The following is an 18,643-nucleotide window of genomic DNA, read 5'->3' on the forward strand; positions in this document are numbered from 1 at the left end:
CCTTATGTGGCAAAGCTATGTGAATGGCCTGCTGGTGGCCGCCGGGCTGATCATGGCGATCGGCACTCAGAACGCGTTTGTGCTGGCGCAGAGCCTTCGACGTGAACATCACCTGCCGGTGGCGGCGCTGTGCGTCACCTGCGACGCCTTGCTGGTGGCCGCCGGGGTATTCGGGCTGGCGACGGTGCTGGCGCAAAACCCGACCTTGTTGGCGGTCGCCCGCTGGGGTGGCGCGGTATTTCTGATTTGGTATGGCAGTCAGGCGCTGCGTCGGGCGTGCTCGAAACAAAGCCTGCAACAAGGTGAAAACCAGACGGTGCGCTCGCTACGTGCGGTGATGCTCAGCGCGTTGGCCGTCACCTTGCTCAACCCGCACGTTTATCTGGATACCGTGTTGTTGATCGGCTCCCTCGGCGCGCAGCAAACCGAGCCCGGCGCTTATGTCGTGGGGGCGGCCAGTGCGTCGTTGTTGTGGTTTTTCACTCTGGCACTCGGCGCGGCATGGTTGGCACCCTGGCTGGCACGGCCCAGCACCTGGCGGATTCTTGATCTGTTGGTGGCGGTGATGATGTTTGCCGTGGCGTTTCAATTAATCGTCGCCAGCTGATTATTCCAAAAGGCTCTGGAACCTCTATCCCACACAGTTGTTGCGTGGTTATGCCGCACCCCCGGTGCTATGATCCGATCCGATGCGCCGCAAAGAGTACAAACTCCCCGGCGCTTGTCTGGCCGCCCGTGATCGGCCTTGCGCTCACCGCAACTGACCTGATTAGGAGAATCATCATGGCTTTCGAATTGCCGCCGCTGCCTTACGCACACGATGCCCTGCAGCCGCACATTTCCAAGGAAACTCTGGAATACCACCACGACAAGCACCACAACACCTACGTCGTGAACCTGAACAACCTGGTGCCAGGCACCGAGTTCGAAGGCAAGACCCTGGAAGAAATCGTCAAGTCTTCCTCGGGCGGCATCTTCAACAACGCCGCTCAAGTCTGGAACCACACTTTCTACTGGAACTGCCTGGCGCCAAACGCCGGCGGTCAACCAACCGGCGCACTGGCTGAAGCCATCAACGCTTCTTTCGGTTCGTTCGACAAGTTCAAAGAAGAATTCAGCAAAACCTCCATCGGCACCTTCGGTTCCGGTTGGGGCTGGCTGGTGAAAAAAGCTGACGGTTCCCTGGCCCTGGCCAGCACCATCGGCGCCGGCAACCCGCTGACCAGCGGCGACACCCCGCTGCTGACCTGCGACGTCTGGGAACACGCTTACTACATCGACTACCGCAACGTTCGTCCGAAATACGTCGAAGCGTTCTGGAACCTGGTCAACTGGAAATTCGTGGCTGAGCAATTTGAAGGCAAAACCTTCAAGGCTTAAGCTCGACGCCAGACAAGAAACCCGGCTTTTATGCCGGGTTTTTTTATGGGCTTTGGAAGTATTCACTGCCGTGTGTCGCTCTAAACATCGAATCAACTACCCGGCCGCCTTCGCGAGCAGGCTCGCTCCACAGTGAACACACCCTTTATAAAACCCGCTCGATCTCCTGTGGGAGCGAGCCTGCTCGCGAAGAACGATGACGCGGTCTCTGGAATGCTATGCCGGATCGACGTTATCAAGCGCCCGGTTCACGGCCAGTTCTGCCAGCATGATGATCTGCTGGATTGCCAGCACGGTGTTGCGCTGCGGGCCGATCAGGTTCGAGGCGAAATCGCTGGCCATGACGCTGGCCGAAGCCAAGGACTCGCAGGCTTGGGCCAGGAGGCTTTCAGTGTCCATGTCGGGGGCGATCATGAACATCGTGCTGGGGCGACGGGGTTTTTCGAGGTATTGGTTTGGCGGGTCGAGGTAGTAGTCGAGGGCGCGTTTTATGGCTTCGTGGTCTTTGAGGAGCGTTTCGGCTTCGGTGGTGGGAGCGATGTTGACGGGTGGGTCGGGGATTAATTTGTCCATTGAATTTCTCCAGCGTTGGAGCCTCCACTTGCCGCTTCTCACACGGCGAAGAGGTGGCAGCTATGTGCGAGGTGAGAAGACCGGTTATGGACACCCGGCCGGACCGAAGTCCGCCCGCACACAGCCGCCATAACGCAAATACTGGCAGCGGATAAGCTGGCGGCGATTATGCGTGTACAGACACTGGATGACCATAAGTTGCCGGGCTCTCACACCCGGTCGCTGAGTTTTCAGCGACAGCCAGAGGTTAGAGAACACGCTTCCTACCCGGCAACCTGAAAAATGCGTGGGAAAACGCTGAGTTTTTTACACATCGTTCAACACACAAAAATGGAACGCGGAGCGTCCCGGGCGACATTCCCACGCGGAGCATGGGAACGATCAATCGGGAGGCATCAGGAAGAGATTGGTTGGCTGTCAGGCTGCCTTCGCGGGCAAGCCTCGCTCCTACAGTGGAATGTGGGTACCTGCAAAGAGATTGGTCGGCTGTCAGGCCGTCTTCGCGGGCAAGCCTCGCTCCTACAGTGGAGTGTGGGTACCTGCAAGAGATTGGTCGGCTGTCAGGCCGCCTTCGCGGGCAAGCCTCGCTCCTACAAGGGGTTCGCTGTACACGCTTCGCTCTTCACCACTCATCAGGCCGAGCGTTAGCTCGCCTGCAGCTCTTGATCTTGATCCACCCGCCCCTTTCGGGAGGCTGAGTGGAGGTGTTCATCCGGGGAGTGGCGCGCAGCGCCGTTCGACGCAGTCGAACACGCTGCATGTAGGTCGTCGCGAAGCAGACCGGAGGGCAGTGTCCCCGGATGGATACCGGAGCGAAGGAACGCCGAGCCTTAGCGAGGGGCCGGACGCTTGGGGCGAGACTTTTTGGTTCCTTTTGTGGCGTTTGACAAAAGGGACTCGCCGTAAGGGCGAAACCGCCAGCCGCCGTTACCACAGGAATGGATATACACCCGGTCAACAGCAACATGGTCGGCTATCAGGCCGCCAAGTCCAAGATGAAAAGTCAGTACCCGTTCGACCCGAAATCAACCTGAAAATCAAACCCGGTGACCCGCTCAACACCCGTTTCAATCTGCCCATCCGGCAACAACCGCAACCAGCGATACCCCGGTGCCTGCTCCCCAACCTTGAAATCATCACTCCCAGGCTCAAACTGAATGCAAGTCGAAGGCGAAGCAATCAACCGCACCCCTTTGCGCACCTGATCAACCTCCTGATGCACATGCCCCCACAAAACAGCACGCACCTGCGGAAAGCGATCCAGCACCGCAAACAAGGCCTCAGGATTACGCAAGCCGATAGGCTCCATCCACAAACAGCCGATCAACACCGGATGATGGTGAAAGCAGACCAGATGATGCCGCTCCGGCGCCTCACTCAACGAACGCGCCAGCAACTGCAACTGCTCATCCTGCAAATAGCCCGGCACCGACCCCGGCACCGCCGAATCCAGCAGAGTCACCCGCCAGTTACCGACATCCACCACCGGCTCCAGCAACGCACTTTGCACCGCCGCCTCGGCCATGATCCGCGGTTCATCATGATTGCCAGGAATCCAGCGCGTCGGTGCATCGAGCTGCCGGGTCAGGTCGCGAAACAGCTGATAAGACTCCAGCGTCCCGTCCTGAGACAGATCACCGCTGGCAACGATCAGGTCAATCTGCGGCTGCTGCAGGCGCACCAGCTCAATGACCTTTTGCAGGCTGTCCCGGGTATTCATGCCCAGCAACTTCCCGTCCGCTTCGGCAAACAGATGACTGTCGGACAGTTGCACCAGCAACGCCGAATCGGCGGTGGTCAATGTGGATACGCTCGGCAAGGCGTTCTCCCAGGCTGAATCACGGGATTGGATGAGTGCCGCAATTATGCTGGGGGACGATCAAAAGAGGAAACCTGTGAATCTGACGCAGTTCACACTCAGCGCACAACGGCGTACTCATGCCCACACGCCAGACAATGGCTCAGCCATTCACCCAGGAACATATTCAACTGGGCCTTTTCATCCGGCTGATGCATTGAGGCATTCGGGTAAGGATAGATGCCGCGAAAGCGTCGTGCATGTTCGGCGCTGACCACTTCGGCCATGCACGCATCGTGGTAGACCTGCACTTCCAGTTGCGGCACCGGCAGCCACGGCAGGCTGTGTTCCTGGCGCACTTGCAGGGTCGTGGTGTACGGACAGACCTGCAGCACTTCGAGAGCCAGTACGCCGAGCATCTGGTCGCCGTGAGTCACGGCAATGCGCCGCGCCTCGGGTTCGTTGCGCATGTCCGGCAGCAGTCGCATGAGGCGCGCGTAGTTGGCCTCGCAGGAGGCTTGCAGCCCCACGAGGTCCACCCTGTAACGATCGCGCAGCTTGTTTACGACCATAGCCCCCTCACTTCAGCGCGGTTCAAGGCCAACCATTGCAAGGCAATGATGCTTGGCGCGTTGGCAATACGTCCGTCGCGGACGGCCTGCAAGGCATCTTCGAACGCCCAGACCGTAACGCGGATATCTTCTGCTTCTTCCTCCAGCCCATGCAGGCCGCCGACTCCGGTGCTGTCGCAACGCCCCAGGTACAAGTGCACAAATTCGTTGCTGCCGCCCGGCGATGGAAAGTATTTGGTCATCGGCCAGAGCGCCCCGAACACAAGCCCAGCTTCCTCCTGCGCCTCGCGGTGAGCAACTTCTTCCGGCACTTCATCCTTGTCGATCAGACCGGCGACCAGCTCGATCAGCCACGGGTTGTCGGTCTTGCCCATGGCGCCCACGCGAAACTGCTCGATCAGCACCACTTCATCGCGCTGCGGATCGTATGGCAACACGCACACGGCATCATGGCGAACAAACACTTCACGATTGATCTCGCGACTCATGCCACCGGCAAACAACTCATGGCGCAAGTGCACACGATCGAGCTTGTAGAAGCCCTCGTAGCACTTTTCGCGCCGAACGATATCAACGGCGGTCGGAATGGCGTTGGCAAAATCAGTCATGACAATCCTCGTTTACTGCAAATCCATGAAGAGGCTCCAACCTCGACTTCGCGCCATCCTAACGCGCCCGCGCCGTTTGATGCAGCCCCTTTCCCGTCAGCGAGATAGACGGTGAGGGCGAAACCAACTCTAATTAGCTTAGTGGCGAACTGACTGCTTCGTTGAGAGTCGAAGCGGATAACTTTTTGCCTTTCCCTGTTTTACGAAGGACGCCCATGTCGCTTTTTAAAATCGCCTCCGTGGCCGCAATCGCCCTGACCCTGGGTGCCTGCCAGAGTTTGTTCCAACCCAACTACCGAGCTCCGCTGGAAACTACCCGCGACGCCACCGAAACACTGAAACCGGGTTGCACGACGCCTGACTGCCCGCTAGTGAACATCGATACGCTGCGCTTCCCGGCCGAGCCTCAGCTTGACGGTATTGTCGAAAAGCGCCTGCTGCAAATGACCCGCACCTCGCCCGAAGCCCCTGCGGCACCGACGCTGGCGGCCTATCGCGATGAGTTTTTGCGCACCGCTGGCCCGCGTAACAGCAGCTACCTGCAAGCCAAGGTACGTGAGCAGCATGACGGCTTGGTGATCGTCGAATTTTCCAGCTACCTGGACACCGGCGGCGCACATGGCACACCAGGCCGCGGCTTCATCAACTATTCGCGCCAGCAGCATAAAGTGCTGACCTTGTCCGACATGTTGGTGCCGGGTCAGGAAGAGGCGTTCTGGAAAGCCGCGCAAGTGGCGCACAACAGCTGGCTGATCAGCACCAAGCTCGATCAGGAACCGGAGTTCGTGAAGCAGTGGCCGTTCCAGAAAACCCAGAATGTGGCGCTGACCTACGGCGGGGTGATCCTCAAGTACGAAGTGAGCACCATCGCGCCTTACGCGCTGGGCCACGTCGAACTGAAGATCCCCTACCCGCGCCTGAACGGCATTCTCAAGCCCGAGCTGTTTCCCGGCCGTAACTGAAGGCCCGGCCCAGCACTAGCTGGAGCAACCCTGCCAGAATCAACGACGGCAGGGTTGCGCCGATGTCCGGATACAGATTGGCCAACAAATGATAGGTGCTCACCCCGCCCAACCAGGCGAGCAGCGCCGGCCAGCGCAACGCGGCTGACGCCACCTGAGCACTGCGTTTGCGCAGAATGAAGTGATCCACCAGCACCACGCCGAACAGCGGCGCAAACACCGAACCGATCAACAGCAGGAAGTTCTGGTACTGCGCCAGTGGCGCCAGGCACGCGATCAGTGTGCAAATCACGCCGATGGCCAACGCCAGATGCTCGACTTTCAAGCGCAACAGAATCCCGCTGGAGACAGCCGCCGAGTGAATGTCGGCGAAGGCGTTTTCCGACTCATCCAGCAGAATCAGCAGCAACGGAATTCCCAGGCCGGCACCCGCCAGCGCCAGCAACAAGGCATTCACTTCACCGCTCGGCGCGAACGCCAGGGTGTAGGCCACGCCGAGGCTCATCAGCCAGAAGTTGCCGATAAAGAAGCCAATCGCTGTACCGCCGAACACATTTTTCGCACGCTTGCCGAAGCGTGAGTAGTCGGCAATCAGCGGCAGCCACGACAGCGGCATCGCAATGGCAATGTCGAAGCCCACGGCGAAGGGCATCGAACCGTCACCGGCCTGTGCCCACAACGCGGTCAGATCGGCCTTGGCAAACAGGTTCCAGGTCAGCCAGATGCACGCGGCCAGCAACAGCCAGATACCCCACTTGCGCAGGATTTGTCGCACGAACGTCAACGGACCGCTGACGGCCAGCAAGGTCGCCAAACCACCAAAAAATACGGTCCAGAGCAGTGGATTCGACAGCAGGCTGCCTTCGCTGAACGCCCGCGCACCCAGCAAACTGGCAGCGTCGCGCATCACGATGATTTCGAACGAACCCCAACCGATCAGTTGCAGCAGGTTCAGCACGGCCGGCAGGCTCGCGCCACGTTTGCCGAGGCTGAGCTTGAGCGCGGCCATCGACGACAGGCCAGTGTCGCTGCCGATCACGCCGACGGCGGCCAGCAGCAGAACGCCGACCAGCGTGCCGAGGAAGATCGCCAGCAACGAGCCGGACAGGCCCAGACCTGGCGCGAGCAAGGCGCCGGTCTGCAGCACCATCAGGCCGATGCCGAGGGAGAACCACAGGGAAAACAGATCGCGACCGCCAAAGACACGTTTGTCCATGGGCACCGCGATGTCGGGGGAATAAGTGCTGGGTTGAATGCTCAAGGGTGTTATCTCAATAAGAGCAGAGACAAGTTTCAAGCTGCAAGCTACAAGTTAGAAGCAAACCGCTTCTTCTTGCAGCTTGTCGCTTGTCGCTCGTGGCTAGATTTTCTTGTACAGCTGACTGCCTTCCTGCTTGAACCGCTCAGCCTGGTCCGCCAATCCCTGGGCGACTTCGGCGTCGACGGTTTCGATCCGTTGGTTAGCCGCGTATTCGCGGACTTCCTGGGTGATCTTCATCGAACAGAATTTCGGCCCGCACATGGAGCAGAAATGCGCGACCTTGGCCGAATCCTTCGGCAAGGTCTCATCGTGATACGAACGAGCGGTGTCGGGATCAAGGCCCAGGTTGAACTGGTCTTCCCAACGGAATTCAAAACGCGCCTTGCTCAAGGCATTGTCGCGGATCTGTGCGCCCGGATGCCCTTTGGCCAGATCGGCGGCATGCGCGGCGATCTTGTAGGTGATAATCCCGGTCTTCACGTCATCCTTGTTCGGCAGGCCCAAGTGCTCCTTCGGCGTCACGTAGCAAAGCATGGCGCAACCGAACCAGCCGATCATCGCCGCACCGATACCCGAGGTGATGTGGTCGTATCCCGGTGCGATGTCCGTGGTCAGCGGACCAAGGGTGTAGAACGGCGCCTCGTCACAGCACTCGAGCTGCTTGTCCATGTTTTCCTTGATCAACTGCATTGGCACGTGGCCAGGGCCTTCGATCATGCATTGCACATCGTGCTTCCAGGCGATCTTGGTCAGCTCGCCGAGGGTTTCCAGCTCACCGAATTGCGCGGCGTCGTTGGCGTCGGCAATCGAGCCCGGACGCAGGCCATCACCCAGCGAGAAGCTGACGTCATAGGCCTTCATGATTTCGCAGATGTCTTCGAAATGGGTGTAGAGGAAGTTCTCTTTGTGGTGTGCCAGGCACCACTTGGCCATGATCGAGCCGCCACGGGAAACGATCCCGGTGACGCGCTTGGCGGTCAGCGGCACGTAGCGCAGCAACACGCCGGCGTGGATGGTGAAGTAGTCGACGCCCTGCTCGGCCTGTTCGATCAGCGTGTCGCGGAACAGCTCCCAGGTCAGGTCTTCGGCGGCGCCGCCGACTTTTTCCAACGCTTGATAGATCGGCACGGTACCGATAGGCACCGGCGAGTTGCGGATGATCCACTCGCGGGTTTCGTGAATGTGCTTGCCGGTGGACAGGTCCATGACCGTGTCCGACCCCCAGCGAATGCCCCAGGTCAGTTTCGCCACTTCTTCTTCGATGGACGAACCCAAGGCGCTGTTGCCGATGTTGCCGTTGATCTTCACCAGGAAGTTACGGCCGATGATCATCGGTTCCAGTTCGGTGTGGTTGATGTTGGCCGGAATGATCGCGCGACCGCGGGCGATCTCGTCACGGACAAATTCAGGGGTGATGATTTTCGGCACGCTGGCACCGAAGCTGTGACCGGCGTGTTGCTGGTCCAGCAGCCCGGCGGCGCGAGCCACTTCGAGCTTCATGTTTTCGCGGATGGCGACGTATTCCATCTCGGCGGTAATGATGCCTTTGCGGGCGTAGTGCATCTGGCTGACGTTGGCCCCGGCCTTGGCGCGGCGCGGGTTGTTCACGTGGGCAAAACGCAGCTTGGTGAGTTCGGCGTCGGCGAGGCGTTCCTGGCCGAAGTTCGAGCTCAGGCCGGGCAGGCGCTCGGTGTCGCCACGGGATTCAATCCAAGGCGAGCGCACATCGGCCAGGCCTTTGCGCACGTCGATGATGACGTTGGGGTCGGTGTACGGGCCCGAGGTGTCGTACACAACGACAGGCGCGTTGATCTCGCCGCCGAAGTCGGTCGGGGTCACGTCGAGGCTGATTTCGCGCATCGGCACGAGGATGTCCGGGCGGGAACCCTGGACATAGATTTTTTGCGAGCGGGTAAACGGCTGAACCGATTGTTGATCGACTTGGGCCGAGTCACTCAGGTTCGTAGTGTTTTTTAGTTTTATCGTCATCACGGGCTCTCCAGACAGCATCCAGGCAGTGGAATTTTGTCGGAGCGAACCTGTAACGAATGGACGCGACCAATCAGCCATAACGAAGCCGTTGGTGCTGTGCTCAGTGCTCGAGGGGTGTTCGATTGTCGAACAACATCCCGGACGAAGCACAAGAGGACTCGCCGGGTGACGAGAAATCTTGTTCCCTACGCAGGCGCTAACCTGATCAGGTTCAACGGGATCCGAAATTATTCGATCTCAGCCTCATAGCAAGGCACCCCGACAAGAACCCGGCCAGTCTAGACATAACTGGCAAAGAACGCCAACACCGCGGTAAACACCATGATGAATGGCGCAATTACCGGATTGTTGCCGTTCTTGGCGACAATTACACTCGCCAAGCCATGCTGCGCCTTGACGCTGTATGGGCCGCGCCGTAGCCTTGGCGCTCAAATTATCAGCGTAATTTTAGGGATGGCCTCATGCTGCGCAACCTATCACTGGCCCTTGCCGTGTCTTGTGCGTCCAATGGAATGGCCTGGGCAGCAGAAGCGCCCTTATCGACCAAAACCGATCTGGTCAGCGTCTACCAGGAAGCGGTGGACAACAACGCCGACCTGGCTGCCGCCCGTGCCCAATACGGTGCCCAGAAAGAAGTGGTGCCCCAGGCCCGCGCCGGGCTGCTGCCCAATCTCTCGGGCGGCGCCGAGCTCGCCAACGTGCGCACCGCGATCGATCAGCCTTCGGCCACCGCCAACCGTAACGCTCATTCCTATCAAGCGACGTTGGCACAACCGCTGTTCCGTGCCGATCGCTGGTTCCAGTTCCAGGCCGCCAAGGACGTCAACGAACAGGCCGCGCTGCAACTCTCGGCAACTGAACAGAACCTGATCCTGCAGACAGCCGAAAGCTACTTCAACGTGCTGCGCACCCAGGACAACCTGGCCTCGACCAAGGCCGAGGAAGCCGCATTCAAACGCCAGCTCGACCAGTCCAACGAGCGCTTCGATGTCGGCCTGTCGGACAAGACCGACGTGCTGCAGTCGCAAGCCAGCTACGACACGGCACGGGCCAACCGGATCCTCGCCCAGCGCCAGGTGGATGATGCGTTCGAAGCGTTGATCACCCTGACCAACCGCCAATACAACTCGATCCAGGGCATTGTCCACACACTGCCGATCCTGCCGCCATCACCGAATGATGCCAAGGCCTGGGTCGATACCGCGGCGAAGCAGAACCTTAATTTGCTGGCCAGCAATTACGCCGTCAGTGCTGCCGAAGAAACACTCAAGCAGCGCAAGGCGGGTCATGCACCGACCCTCGATGCCGTGGCGAAGTACGAAAAAGGTGATAACGACGCCTTGGGCTTCGGCAACCCGAACGCCTTTGGCCAGCCGTATGGCGGCAACGTCGAACAAACGACGGTGGGCCTGCAAGTGAACATCCCGATCTACAGTGGCGGCCTGATCAACTCCCAGGTGCGCCAATCGTATGCGCAACTGGACCAGTCCGAGCAGCAACGTGAATCCCTGCGCCGGCAAATCGTGGAAAGCACCCGCAACCTGCACCGGGCGGTGAACACCGACGTCGAGCAGGTGCAGGCACGCAAACAGTCGATCATCTCCAACCAGAGTGCGGTGGAAGCGACTGAAATCGGTTATCAGGTCGGCACGCGAAATATCGTTGACGTGCTGGATGCCCAGCGTCAGCTGTACACCTCGGTTCGCAACTACAACAACACCCGCTACGACTACATCCTCGACAACCTGCGTTTGAAGCAGGCTGCCGGCACGTTGAACCCGGGGGATTTGCAGGACCTGGCGCGTTATCTCAAGGCCGACTACAACCCGGATAAGGACTTCCTGCCACCGGATCTGGCGAAGGCTGCGGCGGCGCAGTTGAAGGCAAATCCAACGCAGTGAAAACCGGTTCTGTGGCGAGGGAGCTTGCTCCCGCTGGGCTGCGAAGCGGCCCCAACTCCTGCAACTCGCAGTTTCCTGACACACCGAGAAAGCCGGACTGACGACTGCTTCGCAGCCGAACGGGAGCAAGCTCCCTCGCCACAGGTATCACGTCAAGTCGATCAACCGCCCCAACCCATCCAGTAGCCGCTGCAACGCGCCTTGATTGGTGCGCATCACTTTCAACCCAGCCTCCGCCATTCGCTGCGCATCGCGCGGCAATTCGAACAGCCGCTGCACCGCCAGCGCCAGGCCTTCGGCATCCTCCACTTCCTGCAACGCCCCGGCGCTACGCAATTGTGCGGCGATTTCGAGGAAGTTGAACAGGTGCGGGCCGCACAGCACCGGTTTGGCCAGCGCCGCCGGTTCCAGCAGGTTATGCCCGCCGTTCGGCACCAGGCTGCCGCCGACAAACGCGCTGTCCGCCAAGGCATAAAGAAACAGCAACTCACCCATGGTGTCGCCCAGCAACACCGACGTATTAGCCGTGACCGGCTCGCCGGAGGAGCGACGCACCGTGGCGAATCCCTGCTGCTGGCACAAGGCGAACACTGAGTTGAAACGCTCTGGATGACGCGGCACCAGAATCAGCAACGCATCGGGATGATTGGCCAGCAACTGACGATGGGCCGCCAGCACCACTTCGTCTTCACCTTCGTGAGTACTCGCGGCGATCCACACCGGGCGTTCCTGCGCCTGCCATTGCGCGCGCAATTCGGTGGCGCGCAGAAGCAATTGCGGATCGATGGTCAGGTCAAACTTGATCGAGCCGGTCACTTCGACAGTGTCCGCACGCGCACCCAGGTTAAGGAAGCGCTGAGCTTCGGCTTCGGTCTGCACCGCGAACAGGCTCATCTCGGCGAGCATCGGCTGGGTGAGTTTCCGGAAGCGGCCATAACCCTTGGCCGAACGTTCGGACAATCGCGCATTGGCCAACGCCACCGCAATCCCGCGCTTGGCGCACTGATGGATGTGGTTCGGCCAGAGTTCGGTCTCCATGATTACCGCCAGTTTCGGCTGGACCCGATCGAGAAACCGTGCTGCCGCGCACGGCAAGTCGTAAGGCAAATAGCAGTGCTGGATGCGCGGCTCGTTGGCAAACAGGGCATGGATGCGCTCCGAACCGGTCGGGGTCATGCAGGTCACGGTAATCGGCAGCTGTGGATAACGTTGCAGCAGGGCGCGAATCATCGGCGCTGCGGCAATGCTCTCGCCCACGGACACCGCGTGCACCCAGATGCCGCCCGGCTTCATCGTCGGCAGGCCGAGGGAGAAGCGTTCGCCAATGCGTTTGGCATACGCCGGCGCCTTGCGCGAACGCAGCCACAGCCGAATCGCTACCAATGGCAGCCCCAAGTAAAACAGCGCGGTGTAGAGAGTTCTATTCATGGCGGCGGAGTTTATCGGTTTTTTCGCCGATCGCCCGCAAATGCACGGCAAAACGTTCTGCCAGCCAACGAGCCGCCGGGCCGAGGGGTTCATCGCGGCGCCAGACCAGCTCAACAACCAGCGCCGGCGGGGTCCATTCGCTGTCCAGTTCGACCATCAGGTCCTGATACGCCGGGTACTGCACCACGTGCCGTGGCAGCCAGGCCCAGCCGAGGCCGCGCACCAGCCATTCGGCCATCACGTAGAAGCTGTCGGCCCGCCAGACCTGCGGGCTGGCCGGCTCACTGCCGGGATAGACGCTGGACTGGGTGGACATCAGCAGCTGGCGGTGCTGCGCCAGTTGCTGACAATCAACCTGCGCCTGTTTCGCCAATGGATGACCGACGCCGCATACGGTGAGCATTTCGACGCTGCCGAGCACCCGACGCTCAAGCGCTTCGGGGATCTGGTCGTGATAAAACAACAGTCCCAGATCGGCCCGACGCTCGACCAGTTTGCGCGCCACATCACCTTGAGCGGCACTGGTCAGCTGCACTTCAAGGCTGGGAAATTTGTCGGCCAGGGCTGCAAAGCTTTCGATGATCGGCTGATAGGGCATCGCCTCATCCTGAGCCACGCGCAAACGCGCTTCCTGTCCGCGCATCATCGCCAGCGCCCGACCGTTCAGGCGCTCGCACTGACGCAAGACTTCCCGCGCCTCCTCCAGCAAGGCATTGCCGGCCTCGGTGAGTTTCGGCTGCCGGCCGCTGCTGCGGTCGAACAGGCTGACGCCGAGGTCTTCCTCCAGCAGCGCAATCGAACTGCTGACCGCCGACTGCGCCTTGCGCTGAACCCGTGCTACGGCAGAAAACGAACGCTGCTCCGCTACGCTGACAAACAGGCGCAGCTGCTCCAGATTCCATTGCATGCTCATGAGTCAACCCATCTTCAGAACAGATAGGTAATGACTTTACCGCATCTGGAGAATCTCTAGAATGCCGAACTCAGACAGCAACACTTCACACGAGGATGCACCTATGACCGCTTACTACTACCTGGCCATTGCCATCTGCGCCGAAGTGATCGCGACCGTTTCAATGAAAGCCGTCAAAGGCTTCAGCACCCCGCTGCCGCTGATTCTGGTGATTGTCGGTTACGGCATTGCCTTCTGGATGCTGACCCTGGTGGTGCGCAGCGTTCCGGTGGGCGTCGCTTATGCGGTGTGGGCCGGTTTGGGCATCGTGATGGTCAGCATCGCGGCGCTTTTTATCTACGGGCAGAAACTGGATGTACCGGCGATGCTGGGGATGGCGTTGATCGTATTGGGCGTCGTCGTCATCCAGCTCTTCTCCAAAACCGCTGGCCACTGACTGTCACCCCAATCCCCTGTGGCGAGGGAGCTTGCTCCCGCTCGGCTGCGAAGCAGTCGTAAATAGCCTGATGCGGTTTATCTGAATAACCGCATCGTTAGATTTTGGGGCCGCTTCACGACCCAACCGGAGCAAGCTCCCTCGCCACAGGTCCTGCGTATAGCCTCTGTTGATCAGCAATAAAACCTCCAATCTTCGAGTCTGTATACTGCGCCCTCGTCTTGAACACTGAGGTCGCTGCATGCCATCCGTTATTTCCACCGACGTTCTGATTGTCGGCGCTGGTGTCGCCGGCCTCTGGCTGAATGCGCGTCTGCGCCGCCAGGGTTTTTCGACCGTGCTGGTGGAAAGCGCCAGCCTCGGCGGCGGGCAGAGTGTGAAGTCCCAGGGCATCATCCACGGCGGCGCCAAGTACGCGCTGCATGGCGCCCTGACCGGTGCCTCGGAAGCCATCGCCGACATGCCACGCCGCTGGCGTGAAGCCCTTGCCGGCGACGGCGAGCTGGATCTGACCGGCGTGCGCCTGCTGTCCGAAGCCCATTACCTCTGGTCCCCTGGCACCCTCGCTGGCAACCTCACCAGTTTCTTCGCCAGCAAAGCCGTGCGTGGCCGTGTCGATCAGGTCAAGGGCGACCAACTGCCGCCGGCCCTGCAAGACAAGCGCTTCAAGGGCAAGGTTTACCGATTGGCGGAACTGGTCATCGACGTGCCAAGCCTGATTCAGCGCCTGGCCGACTTGGCCGGTGATGGCCTGCTCGCCGGTCAGAGGATCGAACCGTTGCTGGAGGCCGGGGTTCTGGTGGGCCTGAAGGTCGACGGACGTGAGATCCGCGCCCAGCGCATCGTGCTCAGCGCCGGTGCCGGCACCGCGACGCTGCTCGACGCCCTGGGGCTGAGCCAGCCCGCCATGCAGCGCCGGCCGTTGCACATGATCATCGCCAAAGGCCCGAGCCTCAAACCGCTGTATGCCCACTGCCTGGGCGGCGGCACCAAACCGCGCCTGACCGTGACCACCCATCCTGCCGCCGATGGCCAATGGGTCTGGTACATGGGCGGCGATATCGCTGAAGCCGAAGGGGTTGCCCGTGAACCCGCCGAGCAAATCGCCACAGCGCAGAAAGAACTCGGCCAGTTGCTGCCATGGATCGACCTGAGCACCGCGCAATGGGCCACCTTGCGTGTGGATCGCGCCGAACCGCTGCAATCGGGACTGACGCGCCCGGACAATGCCTTCCTTGCCGAAGAAGGCCGGCTGCTGGTCGGTTGGCCGACCAAACTGGCACTGGCGCCGGACTTCGCCGACCGGGTCATCGCGTCCTTGCAGCGTGACGGCATCCAGCCAAGCCATACAGCGCCGCTGCCCGACTTGCCAAAACCACCGATTTGCGTTCCAGCCTGGGAGCAACTGCTGCCATGAGCATAAAGACCCTGCACGACCTGCACCGCCCCCTGGGCAGCACTGGCCTGATGGTTTCGCCCCTGGGCCTGGGCACGGTAAAACTGGGCCGCGACCAAGGCGTGAAATACCCCAACGGTTTCCAGATTCCCGGCGATGACGAAGCGCGCATGCTGCTCAAACTCGCGCGCGATATGGGCATCAACCTGATCGACACCGCCCCGGCTTATGGCTGCAGTGAAGAGCGCCTCGGCCCGCTGTTGCGTGGTCAGCGTGAGGACTGGGTAATCGTCAGCAAGGTCGGCGAAGAATTTGCCGACGGCCAGTCGAGTCACGACTTCAGCGCCGCCCATACTCGACGTTCAGTGGAGCGCAGCCTGCAACGCCTGGAAACAGATGTTATCGATCTGGTGCTGGTGCACTCCGACGGCAACGACCTGGCAATTCTCAATGACAGCGAGGTCTACGCGACCCTCGCCGCGCTCAAGGCCGAAGGCAAGATTCGCGGCTTCGGTTTTTCCGGCAAAACCGTCGAAGGGGGTTTGAAGGCTCTGGAACAGGGTGATTGCGCCATGGTCACCTACAATCTGAACGAACAGAGCGAGAAGCCGGTCATTGACTATGCTGCTGCTCACGGCAAAGCCATTCTGGTCAAAAAAGCCCTCGCCAGCGGTCACGTCTGCCTGAGTCCGGGCGTGGACCCGGTGCGCGCCAGCTTCGAGTTGTTGTTTGAACATCCGGGTGTTGCCAGTGCTATTGTCGGGACCATCAATCCGCTGCACCTCGCCCACAACGTCGCGACCGTTGCCCAGGTCCTACGTAGAAACTGATGCCGCCCACGCGGCCTTAAGCAGGAGCCGACATGCCGCGCACGCTCATAAGAAAGAACCCGAGCAACTTCAAGACCCTGCCGTTGTACGTCGAAGCGACTCCCGAAGGCTTGAGCTATCAGAGCGTCGGGATGCCGCTCAATTTCTCCCAGACCCTGCAACGTCGCCGCCCTGTGACGGTGCCCGACACTGAGCGCTTCTCGCTGGAACTGGCCAACCTTGGGGTCTCGGTGCGCCTGACCCTGCATTGGCAGAATCGCGATTACTGGGTCTTGGTGCGTCAACGCCGGCAAGACCGCGGCGATGTGGTGCTCAAGTTAATCTCCGGTTACGTGCCAGCCCACGAGCTGAACCTGCCACTGCATACGGCGATCCAGGAGATCGCCGAAGAGTGCCTGCTGGAAACCCCGGAAGGCTGGCTTGGCGGACGCTTCAATGACACCTGGCTGCCGGCGCCCTACTCCTCGGCGCTGCATTATCGCGAGGCATTACCCTTTCGCCTGACGCCGTTGTCCGGCTCCGCACGGCCTGTGCGTTGCGCCAAGATGCAGTTGATCGAACGTCCGCGGGCTTACGTGCATTTGCCGACGGCTTCGCTGCAATTGATTTATGACTTGCGCCTGGACGTACCCAAGGAAGCCAAGTCCCTGAGCCTGTTTCATGTCGATGAGCGACTGGAGGGCGATCAGCTGGTGGCCCGGCTCGATCGCAAGCGCCCCGATTTGTATTTGATGCCGCTGCAGGACGGCCAGCCGATGGCCGAGCTGTATACCTTGAAAAAGGATCAGCTGTACCCGGCGAGTACGCGCGGGCTGTACCTGGCAGAGAGTTTTGCCCAGCAGGAAGGCTGGCTGGTGCGCGATGAGCGGATTCGCTGGAAGGATTGGGTACGGCAGCAGGGATTGAGCCCGCCGGGGAAGGATTCGGGTCTGGCCCGGTTACGCGGGAAGGCGAAGCAATTGCTGAAGAAGATTGTGCCGCGTAAGGCAGTGCGATAGGAACAAGAGTGCTTGTGTGGCGAGGGAGCTTGCTCCCGCTCGGCTACGCAGTAGCCGCACCGGCTAACGAGTATTCCCTGAAATCACGCGGTGTATGGTTTTGGGGCCGCTTCGCAGCCCAGCGGGAGCAAGCTCCCTCACCACAGTGACCGCGTCGTCTTCAGTTATTGCGGATTTTTTCGACTATTGCGGTAGTCGAACTGTTTGCCACCAGCCCCAGCACTTTCACGGTTCCGCCGTAAGCGGTCACGATGTCCGCGCCGACCACCTGGTCGATCCCGTAATCCCCGCCCTTGACCAACACGTCCGGCTTGACCTCGCACAGCAGGTTTTCAGGGGTGCCTTCAGGGAAGCTGATCACCCAATCCACGGCGCCCAGACCGGCCAGTACGGCCATGCGACGGTCGACGCTATTGATCGGACGACCCGGCCCTTTCAGGCGGCTGACCGAGGCATCGTCGTTGACCGCAACGATCAGACGATCGCCTTGGGCGCGTGCCTGCTCGAGGTAGGTCACGTGGCCGGCGTGCAGGATGTCGAAGCAGCCGTTGGTGAAAACAATCTTCTCTTTATGTGCTCGCGCATCGTCGACCGCCAGCAGCAACTGCTCAAGGCCCAGCACACCGCGCTCGGAACCTTCTTCGCGCTGGATGGCACGACGCAGTTCCGGGGCACTGATCGCCGCCGTACCGAGCTTGCCGACGACGATGCCCGCCGCCAGATTGGCCAGGGCCACCGCATGTGGCAGCTCTTCGCCTGCAGCAATCGCGGCCGCCAGCGTGGAAATCACCGTGTCGCCGGCACCGGTCACGTCGAACACTTCACGCGCACGAGCCGGCAGGTGCAGCGCCGGATGGTCCGGGCGCAACAAGGTCATGCCGTGCTCGCCACGGGTCACCAGCAACGCGCCGAGGTCCAGGTCGTGCATCAACTGCGCGCCCTTGCTGACCAGCTCGTGCTCATCGGCGCAACCGCCGACGATGGTTTCGAATTCGCTGAGGTTCGGCGTGATCAAACTCGCGCCACGGTAGATCGAGAAGTCCTTGCCCTTGGGATCGGCCAACACCGGAATGCCACGGGCCCGGGCGGCCTGGATCAGCACCTGATGGTTTTTCAGTGCGCCTTTGCCGTAGTCGGACAGCACCAGCACCTTGATGCCTTCGAGCAGTTCGTCGACCTGCTCGCCCAGCGCCAGGGCGTCGGTGGCGAAGGGTTCTTCGAAGTCGATACGCAGCAATTGCTGGTGACGGCTCATGACCCGCAGCTTGACGATGGTCGGCTGGTGCGCAATGCGCTGGAATAACGCCCGCACGCCAGCGCCCTTGAGGCTATTGGCCAGGCTGTCGGCAGCTTCATCGTCGCCGGTCACGCCGACCAGAGAGGCCGGTGCGCCGAGGGCGGCAATGTTCAACGCAACGTTGGCGGCACCGCCCGGGCGGTCCTCGATTTGCTCGACCTTGACTACCGGCACCGGCGCCTCAGGGGAAATCCGTGAGGTACCACCATGCCAGTAACGGTCGAGCATGACATCGCCGACCACCAAGACAGGGGCTTGATCGAATCGCGGCATGGACAACTTCATGGAGCAACCCACA

Annotated in this window: 17 protein-coding genes and 1 riboswitch; of the genes, 8 read left to right on the top strand and 9 right to left on the bottom strand. The window is 60.7% G+C overall.

Features of this window, described 5'->3' with window-relative positions:
* Positions 1 to 4 precede the first annotated feature (4 nt).
* Together AC1ROI_RS08235 and AC1ROI_RS08240 are read left to right on the top strand one after the other, a co-directional pair.
* Positions 5 to 607, top strand: coding sequence for a LysE/ArgO family amino acid transporter (locus AC1ROI_RS08235; protein WP_010457612.1), 603 nt, complete (start codon positions 5 to 7; stop codon positions 605 to 607).
* Between the two features lie 176 nt (positions 608 to 783).
* Positions 784 to 1,380: a superoxide dismutase gene (locus AC1ROI_RS08240; RefSeq protein WP_010457614.1), complete on the top strand. Its 597-nt coding sequence runs from the start codon at positions 784 to 786 to the stop codon at positions 1,378 to 1,380.
* A 216-nt stretch (positions 1,381 to 1,596) separates the two neighbouring features.
* On the opposite strand, the gene AC1ROI_RS08245 is transcribed toward AC1ROI_RS08240, so the two are convergent.
* From AC1ROI_RS08245 to AC1ROI_RS08260, 4 genes are all read right to left on the bottom strand, one after another.
* Complete coding sequence (locus tag AC1ROI_RS08245) at positions 1,597 to 1,953, bottom strand: DUF6124 family protein (protein ID WP_010457616.1); 357 nt, start codon at positions 1,951 to 1,953, stop codon at positions 1,597 to 1,599.
* A 1,003-nt stretch (positions 1,954 to 2,956) separates the two neighbouring features.
* Positions 2,957 to 3,772, bottom strand: coding sequence for a 3',5'-cyclic-AMP phosphodiesterase (gene cpdA, locus AC1ROI_RS08250; RefSeq protein ID WP_102593661.1), 816 nt, complete (start codon positions 3,770 to 3,772; stop codon positions 2,957 to 2,959).
* 98 nt (positions 3,773 to 3,870) lie between these two features.
* The gene (locus tag AC1ROI_RS08255) at positions 3,871 to 4,323 is read right to left on the bottom strand and encodes a DUF1249 domain-containing protein (RefSeq protein ID WP_008153350.1); all 453 of its coding nucleotides are present in this window, start codon (positions 4,321 to 4,323) and stop codon (positions 3,871 to 3,873) included.
* The gene (locus AC1ROI_RS08260) at positions 4,314 to 4,931 is read right to left on the bottom strand and encodes an NUDIX domain-containing protein (RefSeq protein WP_010464243.1); all 618 of its coding nucleotides are present in this window, start codon (positions 4,929 to 4,931) and stop codon (positions 4,314 to 4,316) included. The genes AC1ROI_RS08255 and AC1ROI_RS08260 overlap by 10 nt, the downstream gene beginning before the upstream one ends.
* A 215-nt stretch (positions 4,932 to 5,146) precedes the next feature.
* Here AC1ROI_RS08260 and AC1ROI_RS08265 point away from each other — a divergent pair, with 215 nt between their 5' ends.
* On the top strand, positions 5,147 to 5,893 hold the full coding sequence (locus tag AC1ROI_RS08265; RefSeq protein ID WP_010464245.1) for an RsiV family protein: 747 nt from the start codon (positions 5,147 to 5,149) through the stop codon (positions 5,891 to 5,893).
* On the opposite strand, the gene cytX is transcribed toward AC1ROI_RS08265, so the two are convergent.
* Together cytX and thiC are read right to left on the bottom strand one after the other, a co-directional pair.
* Entirely contained in the window at positions 5,862 to 7,154 is a 1,293-nt protein-coding gene (cytX, locus tag AC1ROI_RS08270; RefSeq protein ID WP_010464248.1) for a putative hydroxymethylpyrimidine transporter CytX, read from the bottom strand. The genes AC1ROI_RS08265 and cytX overlap by 32 nt on opposite strands.
* A gap of 99 nt (positions 7,155 to 7,253) precedes the next feature.
* Positions 7,254 to 9,143 (bottom strand): phosphomethylpyrimidine synthase ThiC, encoded by a 1,890-nt coding sequence (gene thiC / locus AC1ROI_RS08275; RefSeq protein ID WP_010464250.1) that lies wholly within the window; start codon positions 9,141 to 9,143, stop codon positions 7,254 to 7,256.
* 168 nt (positions 9,144 to 9,311) lie between these two features.
* Positions 9,312 to 9,417: riboswitch (TPP riboswitch) on the bottom strand.
* A gap of 190 nt (positions 9,418 to 9,607) precedes the next feature.
* Between thiC and AC1ROI_RS08280 the strand changes: the two genes are divergently transcribed.
* Positions 9,608 to 11,047, top strand: coding sequence for a TolC family outer membrane protein (locus tag AC1ROI_RS08280; RefSeq protein WP_083375188.1), 1,440 nt, complete (start codon positions 9,608 to 9,610; stop codon positions 11,045 to 11,047).
* Positions 11,048 to 11,194: 147 nt separating this feature from the next.
* On the opposite strand, the gene waaA is transcribed toward AC1ROI_RS08280, so the two are convergent.
* Positions 11,195 to 12,475: a lipid IV(A) 3-deoxy-D-manno-octulosonic acid transferase gene (gene waaA, locus AC1ROI_RS08285; RefSeq protein ID WP_010464254.1), complete on the bottom strand. Its 1,281-nt coding sequence runs from the start codon at positions 12,473 to 12,475 to the stop codon at positions 11,195 to 11,197.
* Positions 12,468 to 13,388 carry a LysR family transcriptional regulator gene (locus tag AC1ROI_RS08290; protein WP_102593660.1) on the bottom strand — a complete coding sequence of 307 codons (921 nt, stop codon included), beginning with the start codon at positions 13,386 to 13,388 and terminating at the stop codon, positions 12,468 to 12,470. Before AC1ROI_RS08290 ends, waaA begins: the two co-directional genes overlap by 8 nt.
* 103 nt (positions 13,389 to 13,491) lie before the next feature.
* Here AC1ROI_RS08290 and AC1ROI_RS08295 point away from each other — a divergent pair, with 103 nt between their 5' ends.
* The 4 genes from AC1ROI_RS08295 (at position 13,492) to AC1ROI_RS08310 (ending at position 17,048) form a co-directional block, all read left to right on the top strand.
* Positions 13,492 to 13,824, top strand: coding sequence for a DMT family transporter (locus AC1ROI_RS08295; protein ID WP_010464258.1), 333 nt, complete (start codon positions 13,492 to 13,494; stop codon positions 13,822 to 13,824).
* A 241-nt stretch (positions 13,825 to 14,065) separates the two neighbouring features.
* Positions 14,066 to 15,241 (top strand): NAD(P)/FAD-dependent oxidoreductase, encoded by a 1,176-nt coding sequence (locus AC1ROI_RS08300; RefSeq protein ID WP_102593659.1) that lies wholly within the window; start codon positions 14,066 to 14,068, stop codon positions 15,239 to 15,241.
* Positions 15,238 to 16,050 carry an aldo/keto reductase gene (locus tag AC1ROI_RS08305; protein WP_083375189.1) on the top strand — a complete coding sequence of 271 codons (813 nt, stop codon included), beginning with the start codon at positions 15,238 to 15,240 and terminating at the stop codon, positions 16,048 to 16,050. The genes AC1ROI_RS08300 and AC1ROI_RS08305 overlap by 4 nt, the downstream gene beginning before the upstream one ends.
* Positions 16,051 to 16,082: 32 nt before the next feature.
* Positions 16,083 to 17,048 carry a hypothetical protein gene (locus AC1ROI_RS08310; RefSeq protein ID WP_010464265.1) on the top strand — a complete coding sequence of 322 codons (966 nt, stop codon included), beginning with the start codon at positions 16,083 to 16,085 and terminating at the stop codon, positions 17,046 to 17,048.
* Between the two features lie 160 nt (positions 17,049 to 17,208).
* On the opposite strand, the gene hldE is transcribed toward AC1ROI_RS08310, so the two are convergent.
* Positions 17,209 to 18,630, bottom strand: a complete 1,422-nt coding sequence (hldE, locus tag AC1ROI_RS08315) for a bifunctional D-glycero-beta-D-manno-heptose-7-phosphate kinase/D-glycero-beta-D-manno-heptose 1-phosphate adenylyltransferase HldE (protein WP_102593658.1) — start codon at positions 18,628 to 18,630, stop codon at positions 17,209 to 17,211.
* Positions 18,631 to 18,643: the final 13 nt, after the last annotated feature.

The organism is Pseudomonas sp. GW823-FHT02C02 (genome assembly GCF_058797635.1).